Annotated in this window: 22 protein-coding genes, 1 tRNA gene and 1 pseudogene; 10 read left to right on the forward strand and 14 right to left on the reverse strand. The window is 74.4% G+C overall.

All coding sequences use genetic code 11. From position 1 onward, the window contains the following. Positions 1-96 precede the first annotated feature (96 nt). Complete coding sequence (locus HCK00_RS18575; protein ID WP_375781980.1) at positions 97-684, forward strand: hypothetical protein; 588 nt, start codon at positions 97-99, stop codon at positions 682-684. 334 nt (positions 685-1018) lie between these two features. After that, on the forward strand, positions 1019-1906 hold the full coding sequence (locus HCK00_RS18580) for a spermidine synthase (protein WP_168103124.1): 888 nt from the start codon (positions 1019-1021) through the stop codon (positions 1904-1906). A 337-nt stretch (positions 1907-2243) separates the two neighbouring features. On the opposite strand, the gene HCK00_RS18585 is transcribed toward HCK00_RS18580, so the two are convergent. Then, on the reverse strand, positions 2244-2840 hold the full coding sequence (locus tag HCK00_RS18585; RefSeq protein ID WP_168103125.1) for a hypothetical protein: 597 nt from the start codon (positions 2838-2840) through the stop codon (positions 2244-2246). Positions 2841-2937: 97 nt separating this feature from the next. On the opposite strand from HCK00_RS18585, the gene HCK00_RS18590 reads away from it, so the two are divergent. Then, positions 2938-3627, forward strand: coding sequence for a response regulator transcription factor (locus HCK00_RS18590; RefSeq protein WP_168103126.1), 690 nt, complete (start codon positions 2938-2940; stop codon positions 3625-3627). Between the two features lie 145 nt (positions 3628-3772). Beyond that, on the forward strand, positions 3773-5548 hold the full coding sequence (locus HCK00_RS18595) for a sensor histidine kinase (protein ID WP_240965678.1): 1776 nt from the start codon (positions 3773-3775) through the stop codon (positions 5546-5548). A 284-nt stretch (positions 5549-5832) separates the two neighbouring features. Here HCK00_RS18595 and HCK00_RS18600 read toward each other — a convergent pair whose 3' ends face one another. The 3 genes from HCK00_RS18600 to HCK00_RS18610 all read right to left on the reverse strand — a co-directional run bounded on the left by HCK00_RS18600 (position 5833) and on the right by HCK00_RS18610 (position 8540). Then, positions 5833-5970 carry a hypothetical protein gene (locus HCK00_RS18600; protein WP_168103127.1) on the reverse strand — a complete coding sequence of 46 codons (138 nt, stop codon included), beginning with the start codon at positions 5968-5970 and terminating at the stop codon, positions 5833-5835. Between the two features lie 581 nt (positions 5971-6551). Further along, entirely contained in the window at positions 6552-8069 is a 1518-nt protein-coding gene (locus tag HCK00_RS18605; protein WP_168103128.1) for a GH1 family beta-glucosidase, read from the reverse strand. A gap of 222 nt (positions 8070-8291) precedes the next feature. Next, complete coding sequence (locus HCK00_RS18610; protein WP_168103129.1) at positions 8292-8540, reverse strand: hypothetical protein; 249 nt, start codon at positions 8538-8540, stop codon at positions 8292-8294. 288 nt (positions 8541-8828) lie between these two features. On the opposite strand from HCK00_RS18610, the gene HCK00_RS18615 reads away from it, so the two are divergent. Both HCK00_RS18615 and HCK00_RS18620 read left to right on the forward strand, forming a co-directional pair. Continuing rightward, complete coding sequence (locus tag HCK00_RS18615) at positions 8829-9857, forward strand: LacI family DNA-binding transcriptional regulator (RefSeq protein ID WP_168103130.1); 1029 nt, start codon at positions 8829-8831, stop codon at positions 9855-9857. A 267-nt stretch (positions 9858-10124) separates the two neighbouring features. Further along, entirely contained in the window at positions 10125-10817 is a 693-nt protein-coding gene (locus tag HCK00_RS18620; protein ID WP_168103131.1) for an NADPH-dependent F420 reductase, read from the forward strand. Positions 10818-11151: 334 nt separating this feature from the next. Here the strand turns inward: HCK00_RS18620 and HCK00_RS18625 are convergent, their stop codons facing one another. From HCK00_RS18625 to HCK00_RS18650, 6 genes are all read right to left on the reverse strand, one after another. Then, a complete protein-coding gene (locus HCK00_RS18625) occupies positions 11152-11391 on the reverse strand; it encodes a hypothetical protein (protein ID WP_168103132.1) in 240 nt (79 codons plus the stop codon). Then, positions 11388-11885 carry a hypothetical protein gene (locus tag HCK00_RS18630; protein WP_168103133.1) on the reverse strand — a complete coding sequence of 166 codons (498 nt, stop codon included), beginning with the start codon at positions 11883-11885 and terminating at the stop codon, positions 11388-11390. The genes HCK00_RS18625 and HCK00_RS18630 overlap by 4 nt, the downstream gene beginning before the upstream one ends. A gap of 177 nt (positions 11886-12062) precedes the next feature. Further along, positions 12063-13289, reverse strand: coding sequence for a helix-turn-helix domain-containing protein (locus tag HCK00_RS18635; RefSeq protein ID WP_168103134.1), 1227 nt, complete (start codon positions 13287-13289; stop codon positions 12063-12065). A gap of 349 nt (positions 13290-13638) precedes the next feature. Further along, a tRNA-His gene (locus tag HCK00_RS18640) sits at positions 13639-13711 on the reverse strand. A 333-nt stretch (positions 13712-14044) separates the two neighbouring features. Further along, the gene (gene orn / locus HCK00_RS18645) at positions 14045-14665 is read right to left on the reverse strand and encodes an oligoribonuclease (RefSeq protein WP_168103135.1); all 621 of its coding nucleotides are present in this window, start codon (positions 14663-14665) and stop codon (positions 14045-14047) included. A 5-nt stretch (positions 14666-14670) separates the two neighbouring features. Further along, on the reverse strand, positions 14671-15951 hold the full coding sequence (locus HCK00_RS18650) for a helix-turn-helix domain-containing protein (protein ID WP_168103136.1): 1281 nt from the start codon (positions 15949-15951) through the stop codon (positions 14671-14673). A gap of 1025 nt (positions 15952-16976) precedes the next feature. Between HCK00_RS18650 and HCK00_RS18655 the strand changes: the two genes are divergently transcribed. Continuing rightward, entirely contained in the window at positions 16977-17498 is a 522-nt protein-coding gene (locus HCK00_RS18655) for a universal stress protein (RefSeq protein ID WP_168103137.1), read from the forward strand. 470 nt (positions 17499-17968) lie between these two features. Here the strand turns inward: HCK00_RS18655 and HCK00_RS18660 are convergent. After that, a pseudogene (locus HCK00_RS18660) lies at positions 17969-18127 on the reverse strand (helix-turn-helix domain-containing protein); the annotation flags it as partial. A 34-nt stretch (positions 18128-18161) separates the two neighbouring features. On the opposite strand from HCK00_RS18660, the gene HCK00_RS18665 reads away from it, so the two are divergent. Beyond that, entirely contained in the window at positions 18162-19025 is an 864-nt protein-coding gene (locus HCK00_RS18665) for a glycosyltransferase family 2 protein (RefSeq protein ID WP_168103138.1), read from the forward strand. A 544-nt stretch (positions 19026-19569) separates the two neighbouring features. Here HCK00_RS18665 and glmS read toward each other — a convergent pair. From glmS to HCK00_RS18680, 3 genes are all read right to left on the reverse strand, one after another. Beyond that, a complete protein-coding gene (gene glmS, locus HCK00_RS18670; RefSeq protein ID WP_168103139.1) occupies positions 19570-21396 on the reverse strand; it encodes a glutamine--fructose-6-phosphate transaminase (isomerizing) in 1827 nt (608 codons plus the stop codon). Positions 21397-21516: 120 nt separating this feature from the next. Continuing rightward, a complete protein-coding gene (locus tag HCK00_RS18675) occupies positions 21517-21792 on the reverse strand; it encodes a hypothetical protein (protein WP_168103140.1) in 276 nt (91 codons plus the stop codon). 337 nt (positions 21793-22129) lie between these two features. Beyond that, positions 22130-23149: a zinc-binding dehydrogenase gene (locus tag HCK00_RS18680; RefSeq protein ID WP_168103141.1), complete on the reverse strand. Its 1020-nt coding sequence runs from the start codon at positions 23147-23149 to the stop codon at positions 22130-22132. Between the two features lie 62 nt (positions 23150-23211). Here HCK00_RS18680 and HCK00_RS18685 point away from each other — a divergent pair, with 62 nt between their 5' ends. Both HCK00_RS18685 and HCK00_RS18690 read left to right on the forward strand, forming a co-directional pair. Next, positions 23212-23520 (forward strand): ArsR/SmtB family transcription factor, encoded by a 309-nt coding sequence (locus HCK00_RS18685; RefSeq protein WP_168103142.1) that lies wholly within the window; start codon positions 23212-23214, stop codon positions 23518-23520. Between the two features lie 247 nt (positions 23521-23767). After that, the gene (locus tag HCK00_RS18690; protein ID WP_311765384.1) at positions 23768-24805 is read left to right on the forward strand and encodes a LacI family DNA-binding transcriptional regulator; all 1038 of its coding nucleotides are present in this window, start codon (positions 23768-23770) and stop codon (positions 24803-24805) included. The last annotated feature ends 6 nt before the right edge of the window (positions 24806-24811 follow it).

Below are 24811 nucleotides of genomic sequence, written 5' to 3' on the forward strand. Positions count from 1 at the left end.
GCCGCCGTAGCCATTGACAGCCCTTGTCGTTGTCAGGGGGTCAGCGGTCACTGAGGGACGCGGAGCGATGGGCTCCCTTCGGAGGAGGGGTTTCTCGTGGTGAAGTCCGGCGTGGAGAGCGGCGGCTCACGGACGGCGGCCGGGCGTGGCCCGGCGGACCGGGACGGCGCCCGGGAGCGCGCGCCGGGCGAGGCGCGCGGTGGGCCGCGCGCCCCGTACGGCGGCGCGCAGTGCGTGCGGCGGGAGCAGGGGGCGGTCCCGGGGCACGGTTCCGGCCGGTGCGATCTGGTCACCGTGCCCGCCCGGCAGGGCCTGGAGGCGGTGGACATCCTCCGCCGCCGCGGTGGGCAGCGGGCCGCGGGCGGCGGCGAGGGAGGTGAGGGCGGCGGCGGCGCCGGGGCCGCCGGGCGGATCGGGCCCGTGCTGCACGACGGAGGCTGCGACACCATCGGCTTCCTGGTCCCCGCCGGCACCGCCGAGCGCTGGGACCTCCCGGGCAGCGCCTGCGTCCGCGCTCCCGGCGCCGGAACCCGCCAGGCGGCGGCCGCCGGCGCACCGCCGGTCGACGGCACGGGCTGGCTGCTGCCGCCGGACTCCGTGGCCGAGGTCACCGACCCGGCCGTGCTGCGCGCGGCCCTGGGTGAGGCGGGCCGCCTGATCGAGGCCGTCGACCGCTGCCGGTGAGCCCGCCGTACCGGCCGGCGCGCTCGTTCCGCCTGCTCCCACCCGGCCTGCCCGGTGCGGGACCGGAGGGTGTGGCGTCAGGCGGGTGGTCTCCGGCGGCCCGCCGGGGCGCCGGCGTTCGGCGGCCCGGTCACCGGGTCGTTCCCGGAGGACGGCGGCACATCGCCCCCCGGGCCCCGGGCCCGTCGTGATCACGCCGTACGGCCGGGCACGGTGTGGCGGCCGATCCCGTCCCGGGACTTCCCGTCCCGGCGCTGCGGCCGGATCCGTGGTGGGCGCCGCGGCCGGTGACCCGCTCGCGTCCCCCGCCCGGTCAGGGCCGATACTGGTCCCCATGGCGAAGGGCAGGGACGCGGCGCGCGGCGATGGTGGCCGCGGGCGGCGGCGGGCGGCCGAACCCGCAGGTGAGCGGGTGGACGGCGGACTCGCCGAACTCGTCCCGGACCGCGAGCGGCCCCGGGCCTGGACGCTGCTGCTCGACGGGGCGCCGCAGTCCCACGTCGACCTGGCCGACCCGACCCGGCTGGACTTCGCCTACCAGCGCCGGCTCGGCCATGTCATCGATCTGGCCGCCCCGCCCGGCCGCCCGCTGCGCGTGCTGCACCTGGGCGGGGGCGCCTTCACCCTGGCCCGCTACACGGCGGCCACCCGGCCCCGCTCCACCCAGCAGGTCGTCGAGATCGACGCCGGGCTGATCGCCTTCGTCCGGCGCGAACTGCCGCTGGACCCCCGATCCCGGATCCGCGTGCGCACCGCCGACGCCCGCGCCGGGCTGGCCGCCACCCCGGACGGCTGGGCCGACCTCGTCCTCGGCGACGTGTTCGGCGGGGCCCGCACCCCCGCCCATCTCACCTCCACCGAGTTCACCGCCGACGTCCGGCGGGTGCTCCGCCCCGGCGGCTGGTACGCCGTGAACGTCACGGACGGCCCCCCACTGACGCATCTGCGGGCGCGGATCGCCACCGTCCGCGCCGTCTTCCCCACGGCGTGCCTCGCCGCCGATCCGGCCGTGCTGCGCGGCCGGCGCTTCGGCAACGCCGTGCTGCTGGCGGCCGACGGGGAGCTGCCGGTCGCCGAGTTCACCCGCCGGATCGCGGGGGACCCCCACCCCGGGCGGGTCGAACACGGGCGCGCGCTGGACGACTTCACCGGTGGCGCCGCGCCCGTGCCGGACGCGTCGGCCCGGCCGTCCCCGGCCCCACCGGCACACACCTTCGACTGAGACGGCCCGGCCCGGCCCGGGATCGGGATCGGGATCGGGGCCGGGACCGGGACCGGCGAGTCCCGCTCGGCCGCGGGGCTCGATGCCCCGGCCCCGACCCGGCCGGACCGCGCCCGGCCGACCCGCGCCCGTGCGGCCCGCTCCCGTCCGGACCGCCCCCGTACAACCCGCCCCCGTCCGGGCCGCCCCCGCCTCGGCGCGCCATGCCGCGGGAAGAGAGGTGCCCCGGAGCCTCCCGCATCCGGAGAGGGACGGCCCCGAGCCGGCCGTGGGCCTGATATGGGGGCCGCCCGCCCCCGCGCGACGGGAACGGGCCGCTGTTCGGCCGGCCCGGGGCTCAGCCGTCGACGACCTGGACCTGCGGCGGGTGCCCGTTCCACGTGCAGAACACCGAGGTCGTCCGGGTGCCCGCGGTGAAGTCCACCCGGATCCACTCCGATTGCTCCCAGACCTGCATCTGCCAGCCCGCGTCCGGGGTGGCGGACACCAGGCTCGCCGAGTGCTCGCGGAGGTCCAGCACGACGCGCCCGCCCGTCACGGGATAGCTCTTGATGTCACCGTCCGCGGACGGGGGAGCCGCCTGGCCCTCGCTCCGCGGCGGTTGTGGCGTCCTCCCGCCGTTCTCCGCCCGGCCCTCCGGGGACGGCTTCGCCGAGGGCTCGGTTTTCCGGCCGGTCGGGGACGGCGAGGGCGGCGGGGAGGACTCCGCGCCGGCGCCCGGCCCGTCCGGGCCGGAGGACTCGTCCGCGTCATCGCCGTCCGCCGCGCCCGCGTCGCTCGCTCCGTCCCCGTCGGCGGCTTCGACCAGCGGGAGGGCGCGCGGCCGGTCGTAGGCCGTGCCGGTGAGCGCGGTGTGCACGCCCCACCACGACAGGGTGGTGGCCGCGCCCGTCGCCAGCAGCCAGGCTCCGGTGTGCAGCAGTCCTCTCCTCATGGCGCTCCATCCTCCCTCGCCCCCGCGGCAGTTGACGAACCGTCCCGTCACGGGTGCCCGGGACGGGCCGCGCCGGCATGGCGTACGGTGCGGTGCCATGGCACGTGTGCTCGTGGTCGAGGACGACCAGTTCGTCCGCTCGGCCCTGATCCGGCACCTGTCCGACGCCTCGCACAGCGTACGCAGCGTCGGGACGGCGCTGGAGGCGCTCCGCGAGGTCGCCCAGATCGGTTTCGACGTGGTCGTCCTCGACCTGGGGCTGCCGGACCTGGACGGGGCGGAGGCGCTGAAGATGCTGCGCGGCATCACGGACGTCCCGGTGATCATCGCCACCGCGCGCGACGACGAGACGGAGATCGTGCGGCTGCTCCATGCCGGTGCCGACGACTATCTGGTGAAACCATTCTCCGTCGAACATCTGTCCGCGCGGATGGCGGCGGTGCTGCGCCGGTCCGGCTCGGCGGCGGGGAGTGAACCGCCGGACCGGGTGCTGCGGGTCGGCGGGCTGCTCATCGACCCTCTGCGCCGCCAGGCCGTCCTGGACGGGGCGGAACTCGACCTCACCCGGCGCGAGTTCGACCTGCTGGCCTTCCTCGCGGGGCGGCCCGGTGTCGTGGTCTCCCGGCGCGAACTGCTCGCCGAGGTGTGGCAGCAGGCGTACGGCGACGACCAGACCATCGACGTCCACCTCTCCTGGCTGCGCAGGAAGCTGGGGGAGACGGCGGCCCGGCCACGCTACCTGCACACCCTGCGGGGTGTCGGCGTCAAGCTGGAACCCCCGCGATGAGCGGCGCGCGCGGGTGGCGCACAGGAGCGGGGGCGTGGCTGCCGGAGCGGCGCCCGGCATCGGCGGGACGGCGCGCGATGGGGGAGCCGGCGGGACGGCGCGCGATCGGGGAGCCGGCGGGACGGCGCGCGATCGGGGGCCGCCGATGAGATGGGCGCTGGTGAAGGTCTGTCTGGCGGTCACCGCCATGGTCGCCGTCGCGTTCGCGGTACCGCTGGGGCTGGCGGTGCGGGAGATGTCCCGGGACCGCGCCTTCGCCCACGCCGAGCGGCAGGCCGCCGCCATCGGCCCCGCGCTGGCCATCACCACGGACCGGGACGCGCTGGAACGCGCCGTCGCCTCCACGGAGTTCGGCGCCGACGGCCGGATCGCCGTCCATGTGCCGCCCGCCGCCCGCACCGACGCGGACGGTACGGCCGGGGCACGGGGCACGGGTGGCCCGGGCGGCACAGGTGGCGCGAGCAGCGAGAACACCCCGGACGGCCCGGACGGCCCGGACAGCCCGGAGGGTTCGGACAGCACGGACCGTTCAAGCGGTTCAAGCGGTTCAGGCAGTTCAGGCAGTGCGGACGACCGGAGCGGTGCGGACGACCAGGGCCGCGCCGGCGGTACGCGGACGGAGGGCGAGCGGGCCGTGGCGGCGGTGGAGATCGGCGAGCGCCGCGCCTCCGCCGGTGACCTGGCCGCCGCCACCCGGCTCGGCCGGTCCACCGTCACCGCCGTGGACGGTGGCTTCGCGCTGCTCCAGCCGACCGCGGTCGGCTCCGGCAAGACCGCCGTCGTCGAGGTGTTCGTCCCTCATGGCGAGGTCACCGCCGGACTGCGCACCGCCTGGCTGGTGCTCGGTGGCGTCGCCCTCGTCCTCGTCCTGGGCTCGGTGGCCGTCGCCGACCGGCTCGGTACCCGGATGGTCCGCCCGGCCGCCCGGCTCGCCGGGGCCGCGCAGGAGCTGGGCTCGGGCCGGCTGGCCACCCGCGTCCCGGAGGACGGGCCGCCCGAGCTGCGCGCGGCGGCGTCGGCGTTCAACGCCATGGCCGACCAGGTCGTGCGGCTGCTGGCCAACGAACGCGAACTGGCGGCCGACCTCTCCCACCGGCTGCGTACCCCGCTCACCGTCCTGCGCCTCAACACGGACTCGCTCGGCGAAGGGCCGGCCGCCGACCAGACCCGGGCCGCCGTCGCTCAGCTGGAGTCCGCGGTCGACCAGATCATCCGCACCGCCCGCGAGCGCCCCCTGGCCGCCGGGGGCGGGGAGCCCGTCGCCCCGGGCGGTGGCGGCGGCCGTGGACTGGCGGGCGCGTCCGCCGCCGGCTGTGACGCCTCCGAGGTGATCCGTGAGCGGATGGGCTTCTGGTCCGCGCTCGCCGAGGACGAGGGCCGCTCGGCGGGGCTGGCCGGCGTGGAGCGCGCCGCGCAGGTGCCGGTCGCCCGCGCCGACCTCGCCGCCGCCCTGGACGCGCTGCTCGGCAACGTCTTCCGGCACACCCCCGAGGGCACCGCCTTCGCGGTGGACGTCCACCACGCCGAGGACGCGGTGGTGGTCCTGGTCTCCGACGCCGGGCCCGGCATCGACGACCCGGAGGCGGCGCTGCGCCGCGGTCACGGCGACGGCGGCCCCGGCTCCACCGGCCTGGGCCTGGACATCGTCCGCCGCGTCGCCGAGTCGACCGGGGGCGACGTACGGGTGGGGCACTCGGTGCTCGGCGGCACGGAGGTCCGCATGTGGCTGGTGCTGGACGGCCACCGCCGCCCGAACGGCCGCCGCCGCGACCGCCTGACCCCCCGCGGCCGGTGGTGGGCACCCTGGACCCGGCCCGGGGTGGGCAATCGACGGGGTATGGGCCCGGTGGACGGGGTCGGCGCGGCATTCTCCCCGGGCTCGGGAGAACACCGATCCCGTGTTCCGGCCTCGGACGACTGACGCGCGTCGGTGCCGACCGAACCTGGGTGAGGCGGGCATACCGTGCGCACGCCGGATGTTCCCTCCTCGTCGCACAGCACTCGGAGGAAACTCCGGAAGCCGCCATGAGCCGGTACGAGCATCCCGGCCGGGGCGCCACGCGCGGGACGCATTTACTCCCGAGCGGTTGCAGTTGTCTCGCCACGCGGTAATGTGGTTACCGAGCCAGGGGCCGTGGGCCGCTGGAAGTGGAGCCAGGTGACCTGGGGCAGACCAGGAGCCTGGCTCGGCGTCTTTCCGGGGGCTCAGCAGCCGGTGGGGATGGAGAAGTCCATCACGACCTCCCCGAGGATGTCCCTGTAGCGGGCGTTTCCTTGCTTCTGGGCGCGTACAGCGCCCGCGACGATGTCGGACATCCACAGCAGTGGTTCGGCCGAACCCACTACGTGCTCCGCGCGTAAGACGGTGCCTTTCGGCAGGCCGCGACGTGCCTCGATGACTGTCGTCACATCTGGTCACGACATCACGCTACGAAACCCCGGGCAGGCCGGTTCACGGTCAAGCTCGCTCCTTGGCTCCGGCTTGAAGCTCGTCGGTTAAGCCGGGGCGATCCCCGTCTTAAGGGAGGTATAAGCCGATCGCCGCACTGCGCTTTGCGGTGATTTGCCGGATTCCGCTGAGCTAACGTACGAGCTGTACCGCCCCCGCCGTTGCGTGCGGGGGCCGGACGGACGCGCGGCGTGTGGCGGCGCGGGGCACCGGAAGGACGAGCCGGGGCTTCGGGACCGCCGCCGCCGGGCGCACCCCCCACAGGTGCGCCCCGGCCGGTGCCCCCACCCCGGCCGGGGCGCCGTGGTGGTTCCGTGAGCGCCCCGCCCGGTGCGGGGCCGGCAAGGGCGCGTTCGCCCCGTCTCACGCCTCCGAAGGGCGCCCCTGTCTCACGCCTCAGGAGTGGGCCCCCTGTCTCATGCGCCTCCGGAGTGGGCCCTCGCCTCACGCCTCCGGGAGGAAGGAGCGCCCCGCCTCACGCCTCCGAGGGGAGCGCTGCCACCGGAGGCGGATCGATCACCCCGGCGTCCTCGTACCGGTCCCCGTCCGGCCCCGGCTCCCACGTGGGCTCCGGCAGGACGCCCGAGCGGGCCAGCCGGGAGTACCAGTACGCGCTCGACTTCGGGACGCGGCGCCCGTCCGCGTAGTCCACGCGGATCAGCCCGAACCGCTTGGCGTAACCGAAGGACCATTCGAAGTTGTCCGTCAGCGACCAGAGGAAGTAGCCGCGGACGTCGGCGCCGTCGGCGATCGCCCGGTGCACGGCGGCGAGGTGGCCGTGCAGGTAGGCGATCCGCTCGGGGTCGTGGACGGCGCCCGAGGGGCCGGGCCGGTCCTCGTAGGCGGCGCCGTTCTCACTGACCGTCAGCGTCAGTCCGGGCGCTTCGCGGCTGAACCGCGTCAGCAGGTCGTACAGCCCCGTCGGGTCGACGGACCAGCCCATCGCCGTGGTGTCGCCCGGCGGCTGGTGGAAGGCGACGTCCTCGGCGCCGGCCCAGGGGGAGTGGGCGCTCGCCCCGTGCCCGTCCCGGCGCGGGCCGGTGCCCGCCGCGTCGCCCGCCGAGACGACCGACGGGTTGTAGTAGTTGAGGCCCAGGGTGTCCAGCGGCTGGTGGATGGTGGTGAGATCGGTGCCGCGGACGAAGGACCAGTCGGTGAGATGCGCGGTGTCCGTGAACAGCCGTTCGGGGTAACGGCCGTGCAGCACGGGGTCGCTGAAGACGCGTGTGGCCACGGTGTCGATCCGCTCGACGGCCTCCGCGTCGGCGGCCGAGCCGGTCAGCGGGCGGACGACCGCCGCGTTGAGGCTGATGCCGAGCCGCGCCCCGCCGGGCAGGGCGGCGCGGAGGGCCATGGCGCCCAGCCCGTGGGCGAGGTTGAGGTGGTGGGCGGCGCGCAGGGCGGCGACCGGTTCGGTGCGCCCGGGGGCGTGCACCCCGGAGCCGTACCCGAGGAAGGCGCTGCACCAGGGCTCGTTGAGGGTGGTCCACAGCTCCACGCGGTCACCGAGCGCCTCGGCGACGAGGTGGGCGTAGTCGGCGAAACGGTGCGCCGTGTCGCGCTCGGTCCAGCCGCCCGCGTCCTCCAGCTCCTGGGGCAGGTCCCAGTGGTAGAGGGTGAGGGCCGGGCGGACGCCGGCCGCGAGCAACCCGTCCACCAGGGCACGGTAGAAGTCGAGCCCCCGCCGGTCGGCCGGGCCCCGGCCGGTGGGCTGGACGCGGGGCCAGGCCACGGAGAACCGGTAGGCGCCGTAGCCGAGGCGCCGCATCAGTTCCACGTCCTCGCGCCATCGGTGGTAGTGGCCGGTGGCGGTGTCCCCGGTGTCGCCGCCGTCCGTCTTCCCGGGGGTGTGGGAGAAGGTGTCCCAGATGGAGGGGGTGCGGCCGTCCTCCCGTACGGCCCCCTCGATCTGGTAGGCGGAGGTGGCGGTGCCCCAGAGGAATCCGGGCGGGAAGCGGCGCTCACCGGTCGGCGCGGAGTCGGCAACGGTCATGGAATCGCTCCCAGATGAAGGTGCGGACGGGTACGGACGGGGACGGACGATGACGGACGGGGACGGCCGGAGACGGCCGAGGCCGTCCCGGCGGGACCGGACCGGAATGGAGGGCCGCGGGCCGGTACGGAGGAGCGCGGGCCGGTGCGGAGGGCGGCGGGGCCGGGCGGGGCGCCGCCGGAATGGGCCCCGGAGGGCTTCGCCGGGCGGGGACGCACCCGGTCACCCCTTCACGGCACCGGCCCGCTTGTGGCCGAAGACTCCGTGGACGCCGATCGTCACGACCGTCCGGCCGTCTCTCCCGCCACCCGTGCCGTCCGCCGCGCCTCCGCCGTCGTCGGCGCGGCCCGCCGGCGGTCCGGCGCCGAGCGCCGCCGCGAGCGTCCAGGCGTCGGTGCGCCGGAGGAGTGGTGCGGAGCGGCCCGCTCCGCCGGCCGATGGGTGGTCTGAGGTGTGGGCTGACCTGCGCATGGCATCCTCCTCGCCCTCTCGTGGGATTCCCGGGCCGCGGCCGGCCCCCGGTCGCTCCACGGGCGGCGCGGACGGTGCGCGCGCAGGCCGGCGGAGCCCGGCCGGGTCATGGCGAGAGGTGGACGACCGACTGGGCGATACTGCGTGAGAGCGCTCTCACGGCGATGCCCTGAAGGTTCACGGCTCCGGTGGGAGAGTGTCAAGGCCGCGTCAGCGGAACGTGCCGACGGGGGAGTGATGTTGAATGGTCCAACAGCCACGGACACGGCTGCCAGCGGGAGGCGCACCATGCCGATGACGAGGAAACACGGGGGACGGCCCACCCTGGAGGAGGTTGCCGCGCGCGCCGGAGTCGGCCGCGGCACCGTCTCCCGCGTGATCAACGGTTCTCCCCGGGTGAGTGAACGGACCCGGACGCTCGTGGAGAGCGCCATCGCCGAACTGGGCTATGTGCCGAACCGGGCGGCGCGTGCGCTCGCGGCCAACCGCACCGACGCGGTCGCCCTGGTCATCCCCGAGACGGAGACCCGCCTCTTCGCCGAGCCGTACTTCTCGGACATCATCCGGGGCATCTCCACCGAGCTGGCCGAGACGGAGATCCAGCTCCTGCTCACCCTCATCCGCACCCCGAAGGAGCGCCACCGCCTCACCCAGTTCCTCGGCGCGCACCGGGTGGACGGGGTGCTGCTCGTCTCCGTCCACGCCGACGACCCTCTCCCGGACCTGCTGGAGGAGCTCGAGATGCCCGCAGTGCTCAGCGGCCGCCGCGCGGCCGGCGAGTCCGTGCCGTACGTCGACTCCGACAACGTCGGCGGGGCGAGTGCCGCCGTCGAGCACCTGCTCGGGCGCGGCCGGCGGACGGTGGCGACGATCACCGGCCCGCTCGACATGTACGTGGCCCAGTGCCGTCTCGACGGTTACCGCCAGGCGATCGCGGCCTCCGGCGGCGAACCGGACGAGACGCTGGTCGAACGGGCCGACTTCACCGAGGAGGGGGGCCGCCGCGCCATGCGCCGGCTGCTGGAGCGCCGCCCGGACCTCGACGCCGTCTTCTGCGCCTCCGACGTGATGGCCTCCGGCGCCCGCCAGGTGCTGCGCGAGGCGGGCCACCGCATCCCGGAGGACGTGGCGCTCGTCGGCTTCGACGACTCGCCCGTCGCCCGCCACATGGACCCGCCGCTGACCAGCGTCCGCCAGCCGATAGAGGAGATGGGACGCACGATGGCCCGGGTGCTGCTCCAGCAGATCGGCGCCCGCGAGACGACGGGCCATCAGGTCGTCCTCCCGACGGAACTGATCCGGCGGGCCTCGTCCTGAGGGAAGCCTCGTCCTGAGCGAGGTCCCGCCCTGAGCGAGGTCCCGCCCCTGAGCCGGCCTCCGCCCGAGCGGTCCCGGCCGGTGCCGGGAGCGGAGGACGCGGGCCGGTCCGGCGGCCTCCGCCTCCGCGACCGCCAGGCCCCGGGGACCAGTGGCCGGACCCGCCGCCCCGGCCCTGACCGGCGCCGGTACCGGCCGGGCGTCAATGACCGAATTTCGCGCACGGTTGCGGGAATCCCCGTCGTGGTCCCGGGAGTTGGGTCCGGCATGACGACACTGGGACTCATCGGCAGCGGAAACATCGGCTCCACCGTGGCGCGGCTCGCGATCGAGGCCGGGCTACAGGTGGTGGTCAGCAACTCCCGGGGGCCGGAGACGCTGGTCGGGCTCGTCCAGGAACTGGGCGACCGGGCGCGGGCCGGAACCGCGGAGGAGGCGGCGGCCGACGGGGACCTCGTGGTCCTCTCCGTCCCGTTCAAGGCGTACCGCGAGGTGCCGGCCGAACTGCTGGCCGGCAAGGTGGTGCTGGAGACGCTGAACTACTACCCGCAGCGCGACGGGGACTTCCCCGAGCTGGACGCGGACGAGATCACGAGCAGCGAGCTGGTCCAGGGGCACCTCGCGGGCGCGAAGGTGGTCAAGGTTTTCAACAACATCTACTTCGGCCACCTCCTCGGCAACGCGCGCCCCTCGGGCGACCCGGACCGCAGCGCCCTGCCGATCGCGGGCGACGACGCGGACGCGAAGGAGCAGGCCACGCGGCTGCTCGACAGGCTCGGCTGGGACACGGTGGACGCCGGCACGCTGGCCGACAGCTGGCGCTTCCAGCCGGACACGCCGGCCTACGGGGGTCCGTACATGGCCGATCCGGGTGTCGGCGTCGAAGGCATCGCGGAGGACCCCGGGACGCCGGCCCAGGTCGAGAAGGTGGAAGCGGCGCTGGCCGCGGCCCGGCGCTGACCGGAACCAGGGCGCGGCCGACCGCGAGGGGAGCCGGCCGCGCCCACCCCAGCCCGCTCCAGCCCAGCCCAGCCCAGCCCACCCCGGACCCGGCGCGGACCCGGAGTCGCCGGGCCGGGCGGGTACGCACCAGCGGTGTGCGGGCCGGCGGCGCGCGAATCAGCGACGTGCGAACCAGCGACGCGTGATCCAGGGGTGTGCCGAGAACGGGGGCGTGAACCAGGTACACGCGAGCCGACGGGCGCGCGGACCAGGAGCGCGTCGCCCGATCCCAGCCCGTCCGCGCGGGGGCGGCGGGTCGCGGCGGGTCGCGGCGGTCCCTTCGGCGGGGCGGTCAGGACCGGGCCGCCCCGCCGCGCCGCCTTCCCTGCCCTCGCCTCTGCCGGGATTCCTCCTCCCGGCGGGCGTGGGTGACCGATTCGATGAGCGCGATCTCGTCGGCCCCCGGGAGTGGTGGATATTCCGGCAGGTGGAGGGGGCAGGCGTAGAGGGTGATGCCGGGGCCGGATGCGCCGGACCTGGTGGCCACCCGCACCAGCGCGTCGGTCCGTTCGCACCCTGCGCACTGCTTCATCGCCCCGCCGCCTCGGGCCGGTGGGCGGTGGCGCCGGCCGGCCCGGGCTCGCCCTTCCCCGTCTCCGCCTGCCGGGTTCCGGCCGCGCGTACCCCTGCCGTCCTGGGCCCGTGGGTCTCCGCGATGACGCGGTTCAGGGCGGTGTGCAACTGTTCGGGGTCGGTGTGGAGCCGGGGCGTGGGCTCGACCTTCCAGAACGGGCTGCGGCCCCGGGTGTGCCCGGCGGACGGGACCTCCAGCCAGCAGGCCGGTCCGTAGACGTCCACCGCCGGGAGCCGGTCCCAGCGGGCCGCCGTCCCCGGTGGCACCAGCCAGATCACCCGGTGCAGATACCCGTCCCCGATGACCCCGCCGCACACGTCCCCGAGCAGCGCCAGCGCCCGGTCCCCGAGGTACGACGGGGCCCTGACGGCGTCCCAGTGAATACCCACCCGCTGCATCTCGTGGTGGATGGGCGGGCGCCAGGCCGCCGACGGCGCGATGCTCGATTCCATGGGTCGCTCCTTGCCGCGTTCTCCGAGAGGGCGGTGCCGGCCGTTTCCTGTCAGGACGGTGGTCCGGGCACCTCGTTCGTGAACACGCTATGGAGTGGCGCGGTTACCCGGCCAGGGGCGGAGTTCACCATCCGGGCCCCTGGGCCGGGCCCCGGTGGGACGCGCCGTCCTACTTCTTCACAGGCTCGGATCCACTCCGAGCCGCGCCGCCAGGTTGCGCAGGGCGCAGTTCCGGCGGCGTGAGGTCTCCAGCATCTCCCGTACCGTCGAGGTCGCCAGGGTCTGATACCGGATCCACTCCGGCTGGTCCCGCTCCACCTCCAGCAGGGTGGCCAGAGCGCCCTCGCAGTCCCCCGACTGATACCGCGCCTGAGCCACGTCCACGCGGTGAGCGGCGCTGTGTACCGGCCGGGAGATCGCCGGCAGCTCCACCCGCGCCGCGAGCATCAGGGCCTTGCCCGGTTCGGGTGTCTCCCCGGCGAGTGCGGCGTTCACCTGCTGGGTCCTCACGTCCACCGGCGAGAACGCGGTCCCGTACGAGCGGAGTGGCCCCGAGCGCACGGCCGTGGCCTCCGCCAGGTTCAGGAACTCATCGGCCTCGTCCCCCCGCCCGCGCCGCGCGGCTGGGATCGCCGCGGCGAGCAGCACGTTCCCGTAGACGGCCAGTTGAGCCTTCGTCGCCTTCCGGAACACCGGCTCGATCTCCTCGGCCTTCCGTTCCGCGACCCGCTGGGCCTCCTCCCAGCGCCCCTGACGCAGCAACACCCAGGAGAGGGTGGAGACCCCCATCGCCGCCATGAGGGGATCCGAGGCCCGGGCGGCGGCGTGAAGCTGGGCTTCCACCGCCTGGAACGCCCACGCGGTGTGCCCCGCCTGCGTCGCCAGCGAGGCCGCGAGCTGATAGGCGAGGGCGAGTCCGGCCCACACCCGGGGCGCTTCCGCCGCCGTGGCCTCCCTCGCGACGGCCCGCCCCTCGTGGAGCAGGAGGGGGAGCCGGCCGGCCAGGGTGCTGTAACCGCCCTGCCAGTAGAGCGCTGTCGCCTCGCGCACGGCGTCGGCCCACGCGTCCTTGTCGGGCGGTGCGTCCGATGCGTCGTCCACCGGTACTCCCGGCAGGCCGGTGACGTCCTGGATCGCGTCGCGCAGGGCGAGGAGCCCGCCGGTCCGGTCCTCGGGTGGGCGCGAGGTCACGGTCGGGCTGCCGAGGAGACGTTCGAGTTCCGTGTCCAGGGCCGCCGCGATGGCGCGCAGCGTGGTGAGCCGCGCCGACCGGCGTTGCCCCTGCTCCAGTTTGCGAATGGTGTCGACGTGGATGCCGGACCGCGCGGCCAGCTCCTCCTGCGTGACATCGCGGAACTCCCGCAGGGCGCGGATCCGGTCGCCGATGGTGCTCTGTCCCGCCATGGTTGCCCCCCGTCGGGAAACGTGCGTCCTCCGCTTGACGCGTGGGGTGGAGGGCCGTGAGGAGAACAGCGATGCGGACGCACCGGCGATCTCACGGCGTGCCCCACTCCTCGGTGCGGCTCGTCACTGTCAGCTTACGGGGAGTGCCCTCTGCGTGAAGGGGCTGTGGACAAGCGGGGCGCCGCTGGACGGAGCCGCCCGGGCGGACGCCATCCGGAGCGGAGAGTCGCCCAGGGGAGCGGGGAGGGGCGCCGGGACTCGTCCGGCCATCGTTTGGCCATCGTTTGGCCGGACACGGAAAAAGATCAGCCGCCGACCCGTCTCCGCAGGTCGGCGGCTGATCATCAAGGGTGAGTAACGGGACTCGAACCCGCGACATCCTGGACCACAACCAGGTGCTCTACCAGCTGAGCTATACCCACCGCGACCGGTCGAACCGGCCGAGAAAAAGTGTACACGTTCCGCAGCGGCGCTCGCGCCAGGCTTCGGGCGGGCAGGCCGGGAGCCGTCAGGCCGGGGCCGGCGCTCCCCTGCCGGTCAGGGGTGTGGCGGCCCGTCGTCCGTCGGCGGGGGAGGCCCGCCCTGCGGTCACCGGTGAGAAGACCGGCACCCCGGCACCCCGGCGTCCCCCACACCTCGTCGCTCCGGCGCCCCGCCGGCCACCGGACGGGCCGGGACACCGGCGACCCCGGCGTCCGGCGTGCAGCCGGAGCCGGGGCGGCCGGTGGTGGGGCCGGAGCGGCGGCCGGGTGGCCTCAGCCGTCCGCGGTCCGCCGCTCCGCGGACACGGTGTGCTTGGCCGCGACGGCCTTGGCGGTGGCCGAGTCCGGGCCGGGGGCGGGTACGAAGACCGCCTCCCGGTAGTAGCGCAGCTCGGCGATGCTCTCCCGGATGTCCGCGAGCGCCCGGTGGTTGCCGCTCTTGTCCGGGCTGTTGAAGTAGGCCCGCGGGAACCAGCGGCGGGCCAGCTCCTTGATCGAGGAGACGTCCACGATCCGGTAGTGCAGATAGCTCTCCAGGTCGGGCATGTCCCGGGAGAGGAAGCCCCGGTCGGTGCCGACGGAGTTGCCGCACAGCGGGGCCCGGCCGCGCTCCGGCACGTGCTCGCGGACGTAGGCGAGCACCTGGCGCTGCGCCTCCTCCAGCGTCGTGCCGCCGTCGAGTTCCGCGAGGAGGCCGGAGGCGGTGTGCATCTCGCGCACCACCTCCGGCATCGTTGTCAGCGCCTCGGCGGGCGGGCGCACGACGATGTCCACCCCGTCACCCAGCACGTTCAGCTCCGAGTCGGTGACCAGGGCGGCCACCTCGATCAGCGCGTCGTGCTCCAGCGAGAGGCCGGTCATCTCGCAGTCGATCCACACCATCCGGTCGTTCATGGCCCTCACCCTACGGGCCGGTCGCGCTGACCGGGCACGGTGGACCTGCTCACCGCCCTTCCGCCGTGCTCCACGAACCGTCCGGCGTACGCCTCCTGCTCCGGCGGGGAGGATTCCGCCACCGGCGCGGGGTGGGGCGCGCCGTGCTGGACGGCGGCCGCGCGCCGCAGCGCCGCCAGCGAGGCGGCCCCTTCCGGCCCGGCGCCCTCGGGGCCCGCCGGACGGTCGTGCCGGTCGAGGCGGTCGGGACGCTCCGGGCGCTCGCCGCCCTGCGGCCGCCGGGCCCGGTAGGCCGCCCGGTACGCCGCGGGGGAGGAGCCGAGCTGCCGCCGGAAGTGGCCGCGGAGCGCGACCGGCGACCGGAAGCCGCAGCGGCCGGCGACCTCGTCCACGGAGTAGTCGGAGGTCTCCAGCAGCCGCTGGGCCTGGAGCACCCGCTGGGTGATCAGCCACTGCAACGGCGCGCTGCCGGTGAGCGACCGGAAGCGGCGGTCGAAGGTGCGCCGGCTCATGTAGGCGCGGGCCGCCAGGGTCTCCACGTCGAACTGCTCGTGGAGGTGTTCCAGCGCCCAGGCGACGACCTCGGCGAGCGGATCCGAGCCGATCTCCTCCGGCAGCGACCGGTCCAGGTAGCGCTCCTGGCCGCCGGTGCGCCGGGGCGGTACCACCAGACGGCGGGCGAGCGCCCCGGCGGCCTCGGCGCCGTGGTCCGTCCGCACGATGTGCAGGCAGAGGTCGATGCCGGCGGCCGTCCCGGCGGAGGTCAGCACGTCCCCGTCGTCGACGAAGAGTTCCCGGGGGTCCACGTGGACCGACGGGTAGCGCTTCGCGAGCGTCGGGGCGTACATCCAGTGGGTCGTGGCGGGCCGGCCGTCGAGCAGGCCGGCCGCGGCGAGCACGAAGGCGCCCGTGCACAGCCCGACGATGCGGGCGCCCTCCTCATGGGCTCTGCGCAGCCCCTGTAGTGCCTCCTGTGGTGGTGGCGACGTGATCGACCGCCAGGCCGGGACCACGACGGTCCCGGCGCGGGCGAGTGCCTCCAGGCCGTACGGCGCGGTCAGTTCGAGACCCCCGGTGGTGCGGAGGGGAGCCTCTTCACCGGCGCACACCAGAAGCCGGTAGCGGGGAACACCGGCGTCCTGGCGGTCGATACCGAATACGGAAAGCGGGATGGAGCTCTCGAATATGGGGCCGCCGCTGAAGAGCAGCACTGCGACGATCTCCCGGCGGCGGCGGCCGGAGAGCTTCCGGGCGGCCTCCGGTACGGTCGTGGAGTCCTGGCTCATGGCACTAAGCCCCCCTTGGTGGTCGCAGCTCCTCGATAGTGTCGAACCTGCACGTTTCCCCTCGGTCCTGCACGAGTCCCCCGCCGTGAATGGCCAAGATCGAATCTACTGTGTCCGATGTGGTCGGCGAGACAAGTTCACCACCCACCGCTAAGTCGACATGGCAACTTGGCGTAAAGCATTCGATCACGAAGCGTCGCACTCGACGGCGTCGCTGGGAAGTGGGCCCCGTGGCCAACAAGCCGCCGCCGTAGGGAGTGCGGGCCGGCTCCGGTCCTTTCTTCGCAGGTGGGAAGGGGGGCGGGGGCGCTGTTCGGCAACGGGTGTACGGGGGCGCGAAGTTGGCTGAAAAGGAGTGTGACCACCAGTTCGGGTCAGGTGGGTGTACGGACTAAGCTGCGCGCGCGTGTGTGCGCCGCCCGTGCGCCCCCTGCATGCGGGTGACGGGCGGGTGACGGTGCGGGGCGCCGAGCCTGCGGGAGGGTCCTTCCGGGGCCCGCCGCCACGCCGTCCCCGGGTCACTCCCGCAGCCCTCCCGTGAGCCTTCCCGTGAGCCGTTCCGGGCGCGGTGGCGTGGGCCCGCGCCGCGCCGCCGGACGAGGTGGGGCGGCCTGCCGCCGCTCGCGCTCCCCGCGCGGGGCCCTTCCCCCGCCGGTGCCCCGCAAGCCCCCTTCCGCGCGGGCTCCCCACGGCTCTGCGCCGGTTCTGCCTCCGCGCGCGCCCGGCTCGCGCGGCGACCGCCGTCCCGGTCGTCCCTCCGCCCGCCGGATGTCCGCCACACCGGGTGGCCGGAAGGCATTGCGCTCCGGGCCCTCCTCCGGCATGCTCCCGGGACAGCCGCACCAGCGGCCGCGCCGGTGGGGGCTTCCGAGCCGCCGGGCGGCGGAGCCTGGGCAGGCGCGCGAAGTCGCCGTACCCTTGGGGGTACGGGCTTGGGAAGATGATTCCCGGACTATCCGCCCCTGCGACCGCTCGGCCGCCAACCGTCGTTCCCTCCCAAGAGGACTGTCTTCGCCGAGATTCCGATGGCCGGTCACGAGATCCCAGAACCCGCCGACCGCAAGAGGGTCGCCGATCCCCTGGCGCACCCGGAGTCGGCGGAACAGACGCGCGTACTCCACGACCCCGCCTTCCTCCACGGGGTCGTCGTCGGCTTCGACGGCTCCACCTCCAGCGAGCGCGCCCTCGCCTACGCCATCGGCATGGCCCGGCGCACCGGCAACGGTCTGATCATCGTCCATGTCGCCAACCGGCTCCCGGCCACTGTCTGGGCCGGCTGCGAGCCCCCCGTCTTCGTCGACGTCCCCGATCACCGCACCGAGGTGCTGGGTCTGGAGCTGGCCTGCGCCGACCATCTCACCGGGATCCCGTGGATCCTGGTCGAGCGGGGCGGGGACATCTGCCACGAACTGGAGGAGGTCGGCCAGGAGTACGCCGCCGACGCCATCGTCGTGGGCACCACGCACGGGCTGGCGGGGCGCCTCTTCGGGTCGGTCGCCGGACGGCTCGCCCGCCGGGCCCGCCGCCCGGTCGTCACCGTGCCCTGACGGACCGCCGGCCGGCCCCGGCGGACGCCGCCGCCCGGTCCGCCCATGCCCTGATGGTCACCCCCGGGGCCATGACGTCACCTCTGGTGGCTTCGCGCCGTTCCCGGTCGTTCGTCACGCAGGCCGGGCGGGGTCCGCACGCCGATCCGCCGTTTGAAACGCCCCCGTGCCTCCGTACGCCCCCGGACGCTTCTTTCACGCCTCGCCGGAAACCGGTCCGGCGGCCGGTTTCCGCCCTCCGCCGCGCCCGCGCGGTCGCGCCGCGGTCCCGGGAGCCCCACGGGAGTGGCACGCCGCCACGATGAGAACGGTGGGTTTCAACTCGTGCGGGCGCGATCGTCGCGGATCCCGCCACGCAGACTCGCGGCGCGGGCCGATACGCCATCATCCTGTCCCCCGCTACATCGACGCACTTCGAACAGCTCCGCGCCGAGGGCCATAAGCCGCGCGACAAGGGCTTCACCCGTCCGATGGCTCAGCGGGCCGCCGGGCCGGCATGGGAGCACTTCGCAGATGCGGGTGAGGGCAGTGAATCGGATCGCCTTGGCGCGGCCGTTCTTGAGGGTGGACAGGTTGACGGCACGTTCGTGCAGGGAAGGGGCGTTACGCTGCCGCGGTACGGAGTTCATTTCGCGTTTTCCCTGAGAGTGAGTTCGAGTGGGTATGGCGCTGGGTGTCGCGATCCTCACCATGGGGACCCGCCCCATGGAACTGGCGGCGCTGCTGTCCTCCGTCCGTTCGCAGACCACGCCTGCGACACGCACGGTGGTCGTCGGCAACGGGTGCTCGCTCGCCGACCTGGGGTTGCCGCACTGGGTGGAGACGGTGGAACTCGCTGAGAACCTGGGGGTGACCGGCGGCCGGAACGTCGCCCTGGAGCATCTGCGGGACATGGATCTCGTCCTGGACCTGGACGACGACGGGCTGCTGGTCTCCGACACCGATTTCAAGCGGATCGTGGAGCTGTACGAGGCCGACCCGCGACTGGGAATCGTCGGGTTCCGGATTGCGGACGAGACCGGGTTCACCCAGCGCCGCCACGTCCCGCGCCTGTGCTCCGGCAACCCGATGCGCGGGGGGCGGGTGACGGCGTTCCTGGGCGGAGCGCACGTGTTGTCGGGGAAGATGCTCGAGCAGGTCGGCCACTGGCCCGACGCCTTCTTCTTCTCACACGAGGAGACGGACATGGCCTGGCGGGCGATGGATGCGGGGTGGAAGATCCTCTACGCTCCGGACCTCCTTCTCCAGCACCCCCGCACCTCGCCCACCCGTCACGCCATCTACTACCGCACCAATGCCCGCAACCGGGTCTACCTGGCCCGCCGTCACCTCCCGGCGCCGCTCGTACCCGTTTACCTGGGTGTGTGGGTGGCACTGACGGTGGCACGTACACGTGACGCGCCGGGGTTGCGCGCCTGGTTCGCGGGTTTCGCGGAGGGCTGGCGCACCGCCTGTGGACCGCGCCGTCCCCTGCGCTGGTCCACGGTGTGGGCCATGACCCGCCTTGGGCGGCCTCCAGTGCTCTGAGCCTTCAGGCACTCCGGGCGCTGAGCCAGGACACGTGCCCTTCGGGGACGGTCGTCACGTACGGTGCCCCTCACCCCGGGCAGGTGCGCGCGCCGCGTGAGCGTGAGGCCGTTCCCACCCGTGTCCCCCCGGGTTGCCCGGTGCGTCCTTCATGGGCCGACGGCGCCCGGACCGCCGGTCCGGGATCCGCGCGGTCACGATGCGGTCCCGGTCACAAAATACTCGCGGGTGGGGGTGAAATCGCTGCTGCCAGCGGGTATTTGACAGACAGTGCCGCCGTTCGGACGTGACGGTCACCGGGCGGGCGGCAACCGGGCCGGCGCACAGGGCGGTGCCGGTCCCCGGGGGAGACCGCCCCCCGCGCGTATGGTGGCACGCGCGGGGGCCGGCCCCCGCCGCCAGGCGCCGCCCGGGCCCGCCGTCACCGGCCAGGTGTTCGCCCCGGGCCAGGCCGCGGGAGCCCTGGGACGAGGCGCTTACGCCGGCTCCCGGTCCGATCCGTCCCCGCCGGGTGCGCGGCGGGTCGTCCACCGGCGCCGGAGGTCTACTCGACGGTCACGGACTTCGCCAGGTTGCGCGGCTTGTCGATGTCCCGGCCCAGCGCCAGCGCCGTGTGGTAGGCGAGCAGTTGCAGCGGGATGCCCAGCAGGACGGGGTCGAGTTCCGGCTCGTTCGCCGGCACCACGATCGTGTCGTCCGCCTTCTCCTGCTCCACGTGCGCCACCGCCAGGATGCGGCCGCTGCGCGCCTTGATCTCCTCCAGCGTGGCCCGGTTCTTCTCCAGCAGGTCGTCGCCCGGGACGATGGCGACGGTCGGCACGGCGGGCTCGATCAGGGCCAGCGGGCCGTGCTTGAGCTCCGACGCCGGATAGGCCTCGGCGTGGATGTAGGAGACCTCCTTGAGCTTCAGCGAGGCCTCGCGCGCCACGGGGAAGCCGCGCACCCGGCCGACGAACATCATGCTCTTCGCATCCGCGTACGCCGCGGCCAGCTTCGCGATCCGCTCCTCGCCGCGGAGGATCTCCTCGATCTGCCCGGGGAGGCGGCGCAGCCCGTCGATGATCCGGCGGCCGTCCGCGACCGACAGATCCCGGATCCGCCCCAGGTGGAGGGCGAGCAGGGCGAAGGCCACCGCCGTGTTGGTGAAGCACTTGGTGGAGACGACGCAGACTTCCGGCCCGGCGTGGACGTAGACGCCGCCGTCCGTCTCCCGGGCGATCGCGCTGCCCACGACGTTGACGACGCCGAGGACCCGGGCGCCCTTCCGCTTCAGCTCCTGCACGGCGGCGAGGGTGTCGTACGTCTCGCCGGACTGGCTGACGGCGATGTAGAGGGTGTCCGGGTCCACCACGGGGTTGCGGTAGCGGAACTCGCTGGCGGGTTCGGCGTCCGCCGGGATGCGCGCCAGCTCCTCGATCATCTGCGCGCCGATCTGGCCGGCGTGGTACGCCGAGCCGCAGCCGAGGATCTTCACCCGGCGCACGGCGCGGGCCTCGCGCGCGTCCAGGTTGAGTCCGCCGAGGTGCACGGTGGCGAAGCGGTCGTCGATACGGCCGCGCAGCACGCGGTCCACGGCGTCGGCCTGCTCGGAGATCTCCTTGTGCATATAGGTGTCGTGGCCGCCCATGTCGTAGGACTCCGCCTCCCACTCCACCGTGGTCGGGGCGGCGGCGGTGCGGCTGCCCTCGGTGGTGTAGGTGCGGTAGTCGTCCGCCGTGAGGGTGGCCATCTCGCCGTCGTCGAGAGTGATCACCTGGCGGGTGTGGCTGACCAGCGCGGCCACGTCCGAGGAGACGAACATCTCCTTCTCCCCGATGCCGAGGACCACCGGGGAGCCGTTGCGGGCGACGACGATCCGGTCGGGGAAGCCGGCGTGGAGCACGGCGATGCCGTAGGTGCCCTCGATGTGGCGGAGGGCGTGGCGGACCTTCTCCTCCAGGGTCTCCGCCTCGGCGCGGCCGATGAGGTGGGCCAGCACCTCGGTGTCGGTCTCGGAGGCGAAGACGACCCCGGCGGCGGTGAGCCGGGCGCGCAGCTCGGCGGCGTTGTCGATGATCCCGTTGTGGACGACGGCGACGCGGCCGGCGTCGTCCAGGTGCGGGTGGGCGTTCTCGTCGCTGGGCGCGCCATGGGTGGCCCAGCGGGTGTGGGCGATGCCGGCGGTCCCGGCGAACCGCGGCGGGAGCTTCGCCTCCAGGTCGCGCACCCGCCCCTTGGCCTTGGCGGTGCGCAGGCCGCCGGCCCGGCCGGTGCCGCTGCCGTGCAGGGCGATGCCCGCGGAGTCGTAACCGCGGTACTCCAGCCGCTGGAGCCCCTCCAGCAGCAGCGGGGCCACGTCACGTTTGCCGATGTATCCCACGATTCCGCACATACTGGGTCCTCCGGTGTCCTCGGGTGTTCTCGGGTGCTCTCTCCCCGGGCGGCCGTGGCGGGCGGGCGGCCGCTGGGTGTCCGCCGGTTGGCGGGGCGCGCGGGGGCGCGGGACGCGCGCTCAGCCGTAGACGATGCGGCGGAGCTGCCGCAGCGTGAGGGTGGGCGGGGCCACCGCGCGGTGCGGCAACTCCGCCGCGATGCGCTCGAACACCGCGTCGTTCCCGAGTCCGCCGGACCGCAGTTCGCGGTGGCGGCGGCGGACGAACTCCTCGACGGGTTCGTCGAAGTACGCGAGGACGTCGAGGATCACCCGGACCGCCTCGCCGCGCCGCAGCGGCGTGGTGCGGACGAGGTGGTCCACGAGGTCGTGGTGGGACGCGGGTTGTTCGAGCACAGAGCGATACTGCGGGCCGGGCTCTCCCTTGTGCAACATTTCTGCCCGATATCGGGCAGGACGAGGCGTCAAGGGGGTGGGGGAGGGCGTCGAGGCGGTGGGGGCTGGGCCGGGCGGAGGCTGTGGTGCGGCGGTGCGGCGGTGCGGCCGGTTCGGGCAGGACGGCCTCGGGGGAGCGGGCGCGGGGGAGAGTGGGCCCCGCTGGTGGTGGTCAGGGCCGTGGGATCACGGGGACGGGACGCCCGGCCGGCGCGCGGGGCGGGGGCGTGTGGCCCGGCGGCGCGCGACCCCGCGTGCGGGGCGTGGCAGCCGGCCCGGCCCGGGCCGGCTGTGCCGCTCAGGCCGAGGCGCCGTGCGGTGCGGGGCTCTCGCCCTGCTGGTGGACGGTGATGGCGATCTTGCCGTTGGGGCGCCGGTGGCCCTCGGCGGTGGTGCCGCTCTCCAGCAGCTGGTGCGCCTGGGCGATCTCGGACAGCGGGAACACGGCACCGATCACGGGCTTGAGCCTGCCCTGCTCGACCAGGCGGCCGAGCGCTTCGAGCCCCGCCCGGCCGGGGCCGACGAAGAGGAAGTGGTAGGTCGCGTTCACGGCCCACGCGGCCAGCAGATTCTGCGGCTGCGGGATGTCCACGATCGACACCACACGGCCATGGTCGGCCAGGACCTCCGGGCTGCGGCTGAGGGTGTCCCCGCCGACGGTGTCCAGCACGACGTCCACCCCGCCGAGTGCGCGGACCTGCGGCACGTAATCACCGGCCGAGTGGTCGATCGCGGTGGAGGCTCCCAGCGCGCCGACGAACGCGTGGTGCTCCGCCCGTGCGGTGGTCACGACCTCGGCTCCCAGCGCGACGGCCACCTGGACGGCCGCGGAGCCGACCCCGCCGGCTCCTCCGTGCACCAGGACCCGCTCACCGGCCCGCAGTCCGGCGCGCTCGGCCAGCGCCTGCCACGCCGTCATGCCCACCAGGGTGAGACCGGCGGCTTCGACGTGTGACAGCTGCGCCGGCTTGCGTGCGACCAGGTCCTGGTCGATCACGTGGTACCCGGCGTAGGTGCCCTGCCCGGCGAAGATCGGTGCCAGGTACCAGACCTCGTCACCCGGCCGGAAATCGTTCGCGCCGGGGCCGTTGCCGACGACCACACCGGACACGTCGTTGCCGATCACGGCGGGCAACGGCAGGTGGTCGCGGTAGTCGCCACGCCGGGTCTGGAGGTCGAGCGGGTTGACGGAGGTCGCCATCACCCGCACCAGCACCTGGCCGGGGCCGGGGGTGGGTACGGGCAGCTCCCGGAGGGTGAACGCGGTGTCCGGATCGCCGAAGCGGACGAGTTCGGCTGCGCGCATGGAAGTTGGCATGCGGCAATCTTGGATCGTCATATCGCGGATTGTCAATGTGTTACTGGGTTAGGATCGTCGCCGTGTTCGAGGAAGCTGAGTTGCTGGCTGTGTTCCGGGCCTTGTCCAACCCCGCCCGCCGCCAGATGCTGGTGTGGCTCAAGGACCCGATGAGCTTCCCCGGGCAGGAGGCGGGTGACGCCGAGATCGGCGTCTGTGTCAGTGACATCCAGCGGCGCACGGGCCTGGGGCAGTCGACCACCTCGCAGTACCTCGCGACGCTGCGGCAGGCGGGACTGGTCATCGCCACCAGGCGGGGCAAGTGGACCTACTACCGGCGCGACGAGGCGAACATCGCGCGCCTGCTGGACACCCTGCGCGATGTGTTCTGACGTGTTCTCGTGGCGATTCCCGTCCCCGCCCGCGGGCCCGCCCCGGGTGCCGGATGCCCGCGCCGCGCCCCCGCTCCCCGGGCGCCGCCCGAGGCGGCTGCCCGGCCGCAGCGCGGCGGGACCCCGGGTGACCTGCCCCTCCTTGCCCGATTCCGGCGGCACGACCTAGGGTGAATGCGCTTTCATGGTGCAACCATCCGCACAACCGCTTCGAATCCCAGGTGGTCCGGTGAGCGCAGCTCCCACGGTGTACGACGTCGCCCAGCGGTCGGGCGTCTCCATCGCGACGGTGTCGCGGGTGTACCGCAACCCGGACTCCGTCCGCCGGGAGACGCGCGACCGCGTGCTGGCGACGGCGCGCGAGCTCGGCTACGTCCCCAGCGCCAACGCGCGCGGGCTGGCCAGCCGTTCCACGGGAGTGCTGGGCCTGTGCTTCCCCGACTACGCCGACCCGGACGCCGAGGCCGGCGCCGAGGCGAGCGATGACGACGACGCGGCGATGCTCTACTCCGACCAGATCATCCGCGGCATGGAGCGGGCCGCGCGCCGCCACGGGTACGCGCTGCTCATCGCGGCCTCGCTGAACGGCGGTCCGGCGAGCCTGGTCTCCAAGGTCGCCGGGCGGGTCGACGGGTTCGCCGTGCTGGCGCGCACCGTGCCCACCGAGGACCTGGAGGTGATCTCCCGGCGGCTGCCCGTCGTCATCCTGGCGGGCCCCCGCGAGATCGACCACCTCGACCACATCGAGGTGGCCAACGCGGACGGCCAGCGGGAACTCACCCGCCATCTCATCGAGGACCACGGGCTGCGCCGGCTGGCGTTCGTCGGCAGTGAGGAGAGCTCGCCGGATGTGGAGGCGCGATTCCGGGGGTACCGGGAGGCGTGCCTGGCCGCCGGGGTCCCCGTCCCCGCGGAGCCCGACCACCGGGCGTCGCTGATGACGCAGACCGAGGGGGACCGCGCGGTCGACGTCCTGCTGGACCGGGCCGGCGAGCCCCCGCGGGCGCTGGTCTTCGCCAACGACCAGATGGCGGTGGGCGCCCTGCGGGCGCTGGAGCGGCGCGGGGTGCGGGTGCCGGCCGACATGGCGGTGACCGGCTTCGACGGCATCCCGCTGAGCCGGCTGGTCCGCCCGGCGCTGACCACGGTGCGGCAGCCGACGGTGCGGATGGGGGAGGAGGCCGTGGGCCTGCTCGCGCAGCGGCTGGCGGACCGGACCCGGGAGCCGGTGTCGCTGATGCTGCCGGTCACCCCGGTCCGGCGGGCGAGCTGCGGCTGCGGATAGCGGGAC

Source organism: Streptomyces zingiberis (assembly GCF_012034935.1).
In the GTDB taxonomy this organism is placed as follows: domain Bacteria; phylum Actinomycetota; class Actinomycetes; order Streptomycetales; family Streptomycetaceae; genus Streptomyces; species Streptomyces zingiberis.